The sequence below is a fragment of the Atopobacter phocae ATCC BAA-285 genome, assembly GCF_000526675.1.
In the GTDB taxonomy this organism is placed as follows: domain Bacteria; phylum Bacillota; class Bacilli; order Lactobacillales; family Aerococcaceae; genus Atopobacter; species Atopobacter phocae.
In genome coordinates, this window is record NZ_JAGN01000054.1 from 1 (window position 1) to 8,687 (window position 8,687).

10 protein-coding genes are annotated in these 8,687 nt (G+C 33.5%); all 10 read right to left on the bottom strand.

Annotated features, from left to right (window positions below; all coding sequences use genetic code 11):
• The coding region (locus tag L866_RS0107585) for a hypothetical protein (RefSeq protein ID WP_025730705.1) at positions 1 to 241 on the bottom strand (241 nt) is incomplete at its 3' end.
• Positions 242 to 325: 84 nt separating this feature from the next.
• Positions 326 to 1,285: a DHH family phosphoesterase gene (locus L866_RS0107590; RefSeq protein ID WP_035446445.1), complete on the bottom strand. Its 960-nt coding sequence runs from the start codon at positions 1,283 to 1,285 to the stop codon at positions 326 to 328.
• A gap of 13 nt (positions 1,286 to 1,298) precedes the next feature.
• Entirely contained in the window at positions 1,299 to 2,606 is a 1,308-nt protein-coding gene (locus L866_RS0107595) for a DRTGG domain-containing protein (protein WP_025730709.1), read from the bottom strand.
• 81 nt (positions 2,607 to 2,687) lie between these two features.
• On the bottom strand, positions 2,688 to 3,815 hold the full coding sequence (gene dinB, locus L866_RS0107600; protein ID WP_025730711.1) for a DNA polymerase IV: 1,128 nt from the start codon (positions 3,813 to 3,815) through the stop codon (positions 2,688 to 2,690).
• Positions 3,816 to 3,933: 118 nt separating this feature from the next.
• A complete protein-coding gene (locus tag L866_RS0107605; protein WP_025730713.1) occupies positions 3,934 to 4,239 on the bottom strand; it encodes a hypothetical protein in 306 nt (101 codons plus the stop codon).
• On the bottom strand, positions 4,214 to 4,570 hold the full coding sequence (gene yajC / locus L866_RS0107610; protein WP_025730715.1) for a preprotein translocase subunit YajC: 357 nt from the start codon (positions 4,568 to 4,570) through the stop codon (positions 4,214 to 4,216). Before yajC ends, L866_RS0107605 begins: the two co-directional genes overlap by 26 nt.
• A gap of 60 nt (positions 4,571 to 4,630) precedes the next feature.
• A complete protein-coding gene (tgt, locus tag L866_RS0107615) occupies positions 4,631 to 5,773 on the bottom strand; it encodes a tRNA guanosine(34) transglycosylase Tgt (RefSeq protein WP_025730717.1) in 1,143 nt (380 codons plus the stop codon).
• Between the two features lie 91 nt (positions 5,774 to 5,864).
• The gene (locus L866_RS0107620) at positions 5,865 to 6,680 is read right to left on the bottom strand and encodes a hypothetical protein (RefSeq protein WP_025730719.1); all 816 of its coding nucleotides are present in this window, start codon (positions 6,678 to 6,680) and stop codon (positions 5,865 to 5,867) included.
• A complete protein-coding gene (gene floA / locus L866_RS0107625; protein WP_025730721.1) occupies positions 6,680 to 7,672 on the bottom strand; it encodes a flotillin-like protein FloA in 993 nt (330 codons plus the stop codon). Before floA ends, L866_RS0107620 begins: the two co-directional genes overlap by 1 nt.
• Before the next feature lie 17 nt (positions 7,673 to 7,689).
• Complete coding sequence (locus tag L866_RS0107630; protein ID WP_025730723.1) at positions 7,690 to 8,328, bottom strand: NfeD family protein; 639 nt, start codon at positions 8,326 to 8,328, stop codon at positions 7,690 to 7,692.
• Positions 8,329 to 8,687: the final 359 nt, after the last annotated feature.

The window sequence follows — 8,687 nt, forward strand, 5'->3', positions numbered from 1 at the left end:
CAATCAAATGTTCGTCAATAATTTTCTTCTTAAAAACCTCAGAATAATTGTTATTGGTACCTTTTGATATTAAGGCCGAAGGCCCATGTAATCTATACTTATTAAGATACTTTCGAAAGTTTTTATCATTTAATTTTAAGCCATAATTTTCCTGTAATTCTACATAGGGTATTCCACTGATTAAATAGAGATCAATAAAATACATTAACTCATTAGCCGAATGACGTTTATTTTTACGCATGAAAAACTCCCCCTAAAATAGTTTTACTTTTTCAAGTGTCTACTTTAGGGGGAGCATATCATTTTGTTCACCATCTTTTTTATTTTATTCATTTTCAAGTAAATGATTTAATGATTCTAAAAGAGCTTCACGTTCACTTAAATCATGAACTTTTGCACCACTAGCTAAATGATGTCCGCCCCCTCTATACTGTTCAGCTACGTGATTAATTGTCACTTCTTTTGAACGGATTCGACATCTAAATGTTCCATCAGCTTGAGCAACAAAAATTACCCAAATTTTAACTTCTTCTATTTTACCAATTAAAGGAACAATCATACTTGACTCATCAGAATCGACATTAAATTTGCGTAACAACTGATTCGTCAAATCAACATAGGCTAATCCATTTTCATTAATATTAACATGAGAATACACATACCCAGCCAATTGAGCCACCTTTAAAGGCATTTGGTCCAAATTACGTCCAATTAACGCTGTATTTACTCCAGCTTCTTGTAATTGTCCCGCATAGTAGAATGTATTAGCATCCACACTATCATATAGAAAACGACCCGTGTCTCCAACAATTCCTGCATATAATAATTCTGCAGCTTCTTTTGTCATTTTAAAATCGTTCCCTAATTCATGACTTAATTGAACAATCATTTCTGAAGTAGATGATCGATGATCTTCAACCCATTGAACATCACCATAAGGATCTGTAGCTGGGTGATGGTCGATCTTAATAATCTTTTCACCTAAATTGTAACGTTGGTCATCAATTCTTGCTTGATTGGCTGTGTCCAAAACAATAACTAACGCTTGCTGATAGTGACCAAATCGAATATCTGAAGTTTTAACGCCTAAAAATTCTAAATTTTCTGGAATTTGCCCAACTGTATAGACTACTTTATCAGGAAAATTTGCTTCGATTAACCGTTGCAATCCTCCTTGAGCACCTAATGCATCAGGATCTGGATGAATATGACGATGTAAAATAATCGTGTTATATGATTGAATTAATTCAAAAATTTGTCTATAAATATTTGTATTGTTTGACATGTATGTGCTCCCTCTACTTATCCATTAATTGACAACTTGCGAACGCTTTAGCATAAAGCTGATTATGTACATAAACATAACAGTCTGCTTTTATTGACTTTCTTGTTCGATCGAGTATATCAATTTTTATTGTCATTTCTGAATCAATTTGAATCATTTTGAAATAATGTAAATTTAATTCATCAATAACAGATCGTGCTTTCTCTGTTCTAAAAACAGCATTATGCAATGACAATGTTAATACTTCTGATAAAACTCCTAGCGAGATTGTTCCTAAATGATTTGTCATTTGTGGATTTACTTGATATTTAAATTGATACGGATCACCCGATGGATCTTCCGATAAATGTTCTGAAATCAAATCTTCGACTGTATTTGTATTTTGCGGTTGGCGTTGCATAATTTGCATTGCTTTCATGACATCTTCACGACTTAGAATACCAACTAATGTTAAGTTGTCTTGAACGACTGGCAATAATTCTAAACTATGCCAAATCATTAAATGTGCAACACTTGATACACTACTATTTAATTTAGTGTAAGCAGGGTCACGAGTAATCACTCGTTCAATCATCATTTTATCTGACTTCCCAACGGTATCTTTTGCTGTAATAATCCCAATCAAACGATTATCTTGATGAATAACCGGAAATCTCGAATGACCTGTTTCATGACTTAAGTTTCTATAATCTTCTACAGTGCTATCATGATTTAATACAGCTGTCCGATCGAAAGGGGTATAAATATCACGAACTAAAGTAACTTTTTTCTTAATTAATTGATTAACCATCGCTTTATTTAAAATCGATGCGACAGTAAATGTATCATAAGCGGTGCTAATTAAAGGTAATGCTTGTGCATTCGCTAAATCGATTAATTCCTGACTCGCTTTAAATCCACCGGTAATTAATACTGCCATACCACTTTCTAAAGCTTTACGTTGTGCATCTTGTCGATTTCCGACAATCATAATAGCGTGTTTAGTAAAATAACGCTCCATTGCGTCAACAGTCATCGCTCCAATTAAAAACTGTTCTAACGACTTTGATATTCCTGCTTCTCCACCTAAGACGTCACCATCTGTTATGTTGACAACTTCTTCAAAGGTCAATCGTTCAAATGCACGATTTTCTTTTGTTTCAATTCTAATCGTTCCAACTCGCTCAATGGTAGATACCAACCCATCTTCTTCTGCTTGTTTAATGGCTCGATACGCTGTCCCATCACTTATTTTCAACACACGAGCAACTTGACGGACAGATATTTTATCACCAACTGGTAACGACCTAATATAATCTAAAACTTGCTGATGTTTAGACATAGATGGCCTCCTAACTACTCATCACTACGTTAATAATAGATTAAACGCTTCACAAATTCAATTCTTCTTGTAATAAATTACTTATTCTATTTCTTTTTTTAGTAATTTTGCTTGTTCATATTCATTTTTTTCTAAATCACTAATGGTAACTCCTGCCAATCGGATACCACGCTCAATTGATCCAATCTCTTCAAATAAGTATTTAGCCATTCTAAAAATATCAATCGATTCTTTCAAATAAAAATCTAATTTCATTTGTTTCGTTAAAGTTGTAAAATCTCGATATCTAATTTTCAAAGTAATGACGCGTCCTTTTAATTTTAGACGCTCTAAATCTGCACTCACTCGATCGGTCACTTCACGAAGTGCATGAAATAAAGTTGACGTATCATAAATTAATTCACGATAAGTTTGTTCTCTTCCAACTGATTGACGCGCTCTTTTCTGATTGACAGGACGATTATCAATACCACGCACTCTAAAAAATAAATCATGTCCTAATTGGCCGAATGTTTGATACAAATCTTCATAACTCCACTGAATTAAATCTGATCCATTTTTTATATTTAACTGAATAAACCGTTCGCTTGACCGCTTACCCACGCCACGGAAGTCTTCAATGGGTAACTCCATTAAAAAAGGAAGTGCTTCTTCAGGAGGAATAACCGTCAGACCTGCAGGCTTATTTTGATCACTTGCAATTTTAGCTAAAAATTTATTGTAAGACACACCGGCAGAACAAGTTAATCCTATATCTTTATAAATTTCTCGTTGTATACGCTGAGCAATTAATGTTGCACTACTGCAGTTGTAATAATTTGATGTCACATCTAAAAAAGCTTCATCAATAGATAGCGGTTCAATCATAGAAGTGGTTCGTTTAAAAATTTCACGAATCTCTGCACTAATCTCTTTGTAATAACTCATTCTAGGTCGGATAAAAATAGCTTTAGGACAAAGTTCGTAAGCCTCTTTCACACTCATTGCGGAATGAATACCGTATGATCGCGCAATATAGTTACAAGTCGCTACAATCCCTCTCTTATTCGTTTTAAGTGGATGATTACCGATAACTACAGGCTTATTTTTTAAAGAAGGATTATCTCTTATTTCAATTGACGCATAAAAAGCATCCATATCAATATGAATAATTTTTCGAGAAGTATCATTTTTTATTGAATGAAATTCTAATAAACCGTATTGAAACATTGTATGACTTCTTTCCTTAGTACTTTTCTACTATTATACCAAACAAACGTTCTCAATAAAATAAAATGCAATCGATGATCCATTGGGAATGTTCAACGATTGCATACTATTTAATCTTTTAAAAAAGTTCTTCTATATTAAACGTCTCTAAGCTTGGAACCTCTAAAACTTGATAACGAATGGCTAAATAATCTCTAATTTGATCTGGTGTTACATGTATAAGAATATGAACCCACTCTTTAAATTCAATCGGCCATTTATGTTTCGTATGATAATCAATGTATGACAATAAATCAATTAATTCAAAATTTTGAATATCCGATTCCTCAATACTTCTTATTACCATATTCATCCATTGAAGTAAATATGGTTTTTCCTGAATAAGTAAATCAATGTCATTATTGCTCAGTTGTTGTTTCTTCATCATGATTCTCAACTGCTTTAGGTTTCAACTCATCGACAGACACAGTTGCTGCTGAATTTTTTTGAATAACTTGACGAATTGCATTACGATCATATGTTAAATATACTCCATCACAATCTAAAACAACGTAGTTTTCAGTTTGATTTACTTCATCAATAATGCCATATAATCCACCAATAGTAATGACCTTATCGCCTACTTCTAAATTACTTAACATATTACGTGCTTCTGTTGCTTTTTTCTTTTGACGTCGCAAAACAAACCAATAAAAAATTCCAAAAATTACAGCGTACATAAATAGCATATAGAATAAACTACCATTATTTCCCATTTACAAAAACTCCCTTATTGTTTCAATTTTTTATATTTGTATATCTTTATAAAACTAACATTAGAAATTTTTTGGATTTTCAACATTCAATCCATATGACTCAAAAAATTCTTCTTTAAAGTCTAATAAACGATCTGCTTTTATTGCTTCACGAACTTGCTTCATCAAATTCAACAAGAAATGCACATTATGAATACTTGTTAATCGTAGTCCAAATGTCTCGTCTGCTTTTATTAAATGACGAATATAAGCACGCGTATAATTTTTACATGCATAGCAATCACATTTCTCATCAATTGGACGAAAGTCTCTTGCGTATTTAGCATTTTTAACAACTAATCGTCCTTGACTTGTCATACACGTTCCGTTGCGGGCAATTCGAGTAGGTAATACACAGTCAAACATATCGACTCCACGAATCACGCCTTCAATAAGTGCATCAGGTGATCCTACTCCCATTAAGTACCGTGGTTTATGATCAGGAATTAATGGTGTGGTATAATCTAGCACTTTATACATTTCATCTTTCGGTTCACCTACAGACAATCCTCCGATTGAATAGCCTGGAAAGTCTAAACTTAGCATATCTTTCGCATGTTGAATACGTAAATCTTTATATCCTCCACCTTGAAGAATTCCAAACAAAGCTTGCTTACTTGTTCGATCGTGTGCTTTTAATCCCCGCTCTGCCCACCGTGTTGTACGATTGATTGAATTTAACATATATTCATGACTCGCATCAAAAGGTGGACATTCATCTAAACTCATCATGATATCACTACCTAATTTATGCTGAATATCAATCGCTTTTTCAGGTGATAAAAACATTTTACTTCCATTCAAATGATTTCTAAAGTGTACGCCTTCTTCTGTTAATTCACGATTTTCACTTAATGAGAACACTTGAAATCCACCAGAATCAGTTAAAATACCTTGATCCCAATTCATAAATTGATGTAAATGTCCAGCTTCTTCAATTAATTCTGGGCCAGGGCGTAACCATAAATGGTAAGTGTTACTTAAAATAATTCCTGCACCCATAGCTTTTAATTCTTCTGGTGACAATGCTTTGACTGTTGCCTGTGTACCAACTGGCATAAACATTGGTGTTTCAAATGTTCCATGAGGTGTGGTGATTTCTCCTAAACGAGCCCCAGTTTGCTTGTCTTTTTTTATTAAACGATATGATATCGCGTCTCCCATTTCATCCCTACTTTCAAAATCCTACTGATTTTTTATCAATCAGGATTTATAATAGCAATTTTTAGCTCACTTGACAACTTCAGTGTAATATTTACTTCTGGCGTTTACGAATCGAAATAGGCGGACTCAATATTTCATATGCCCGGATCAACTCTCTTCGATTATTTCTTTTGAATTTTTTTAGGTTCGAATCCGAAGTTTTACGAACACTTTTTTGATTCATCATCTTTTGTTTTTGTTGCTCATCTTTAGTGAAATATGCGCTTAAATTTTGCTGAGCGAATACTTCATTTTCAGAGGTGTCCTGATGCTGAAAATAATAAATTTTTTGTTGAAGGCGATCTAAGTTATTTTTTAATCGCATCAATTCTGGCCGCTCCAATTCATCATAATGATTAAGCCAATACATTGTAATTTGAAGTTGTTCAAGTTCGATCGGTGATAAATTGATTTGTTCCCAATGAGCAGACTTAATTAATTCTAAGTCTTTAATTAGCCCATCAAACAATTGTTCATCGCTTTGATTAGACCGACTTAGTACATCTGTTCCCTCTGGACGAACTTCTTTGATTCGTTCAATCCATTGATCAACCAGTAAACTTGTTGGGTAACTAAAATCATGTGATTCCTGATGTAAATCACGGTCCTTATGACCATTAGAATGTTGTTGACTTAAATCTTCTCTAACAGCATTTGATAAATTGTTTAAATGATTAAAATGTTTTGGTTGTGATTGGTTTAACCTGTGTCGCTTATTATGGCTAATATTATTAAAAACTGAAAATGATTGTTTACTCTTAAAACGAGTAAACACTTCTGTATGATTAAATGTTGTATAACGTCTTAACCAATAAATTTCAAAAATAATAAAGCTCAATATGAATAAAATGAACACAATGACGCCCATTAAGCATCACGATCCTTTTTATCTTCATCTCCTAAGCTTTGACGCATATTAGTATCTGCTTCAATATTTTTTAATTGATAATAATCCATAACACCCATTTTACCATTACGTAATGCTTCTGCCATCGCAAGTGGAACTTGAGATTGTGCCTCAACTACTTTGGCTCGCATTTTTTCTACTTCTGCTCGCATTTCTTGTTCTTGAGCAATCGCTAAACTACGGCGTTCTTCTGCTTTTGCTTGAGCAATTTTTTTGTCTGCTTCTGCTTGCTCTGCTTGTAATTTTGCACCTATGTTACGACCCACATCAACATCAGCAATATCAATGGATAGAATTTCAAACGCTGTACCTGAGTCTAATCCTTTATTTAAAATAGTTTGAGAAATTAAGTCTGGATTTTCCAAAACAGTTTTATGAAGTTCACTTGATCCAACAGTTGTTACAATTCCTTCTCCCACTCGAGCGATAATTGTTTCTTCTCCTGCACCACCTACTAGACGTCCAATATTTGCCCGAACAGTCACTTTAGCGATTGCTTGAACTTCAATTCCATCCATCGCTACACCAGCAATCAGTGGTGTTTGAATAACTTTCGGATTAACTGAGACTTGAACAGCTTCAAATACATTTCGACCTGCTAAATCAATTGCTGCTGCTTGTTCGAATTCTAAATCAATATTGGCGCGTTGGGCTGCAATTAAAGCATCAATAACCGTATTAATATCGCCTCCCGCTAAAAAGTGAGCCTCCAACTCATCAATATCTAAATTTAATCCTGCTTTTGTTGCCTTAATTAAAGGCTGAATAATTTTGTGCGGCGATACACGACGTAATCTCATTCCAATCAGTGTACCTACAGGAACGTTTACGCCAGAAAAATGAGCAGTTATCCATAAACCAATTGGTACAAATCTTAAAAATAAAGCAATCAGAATAATTAATATAAAAGATGTAAATAATACACCGAATAATGCAGTTGAATTTGAATCCATAATTTTATCATCCTTTCTTATGTTTCCTTTTTTATATCATTTAACGGAATAACGTATACAATATTGTCCTTAATTCGTGTTACTCGGACTGGAATTCCCGATTCAATAAGTCCACGATCACTTTCGACATCAATCATTTCGTTAGTATGTAGTAATACTTTTCCAGAGGGCCTTAAAGTAGTTTGAGTTACACCTTCTATATCAATTAAATGTTCTTGAGACTTTCCAGATATAAATCCACCAGCTGTGTTCAAAGTGGTTTTTAAAACAAATTGATGCCCTATGACCATTTCATATCCTTTTTGTTTTAAAACCCATACTAATATAGCTCCTGGCACAAATGTTAATAATATTTCCAAAGCAGGAATAATTAAATCAATTTGACCAATTGATAGAGCAAGAATACCTATCAGTAAACTAGTAATACCAAACACTCCAAAACCTGGAACTAATAGCTCAATTAAAGCTAAAATAGTTGCTATTAGCAATAAACCAACGGGTAGTGCTAAATATATATTTTGTGAGAAAGTTAAAAAATAAGCGCTTATCCCAAGAAGACTTATCATCATGCCAATAATGCGCCAACGTTTAAATAAAAATAGTGCCGTTCCCAACCAGAAAATGACTAACATAATTATCGGTATAAGTATTTCCATTTTTAACCTCCTTTCTAAAAATAACCATTATGAGCGGATAAATAACTAATGGATTAACTACCATTAGTATACCACGTATATATTCATAACCCTTCTGAAATGGTCAAGTTTTATATGAAATCATCCTTTAGGAGGACATCAATAAAATACTTTTAATAAAAAAGACGCTGAGACAAAAGGGCTTTAAAACCGCGCAAGTTTTGATTCTATAATTTATAGGGTTGATGGCCAAAGGCCTCAACTCTATTTTTTATTTTAGGGTACAAAAAAGAACAGATCTCCTGTATATTATAAGCGCCTAAACCATAATAAAGGAGAGCTGTTCCATGACACATATTATATCATCTTTACTCGGATTA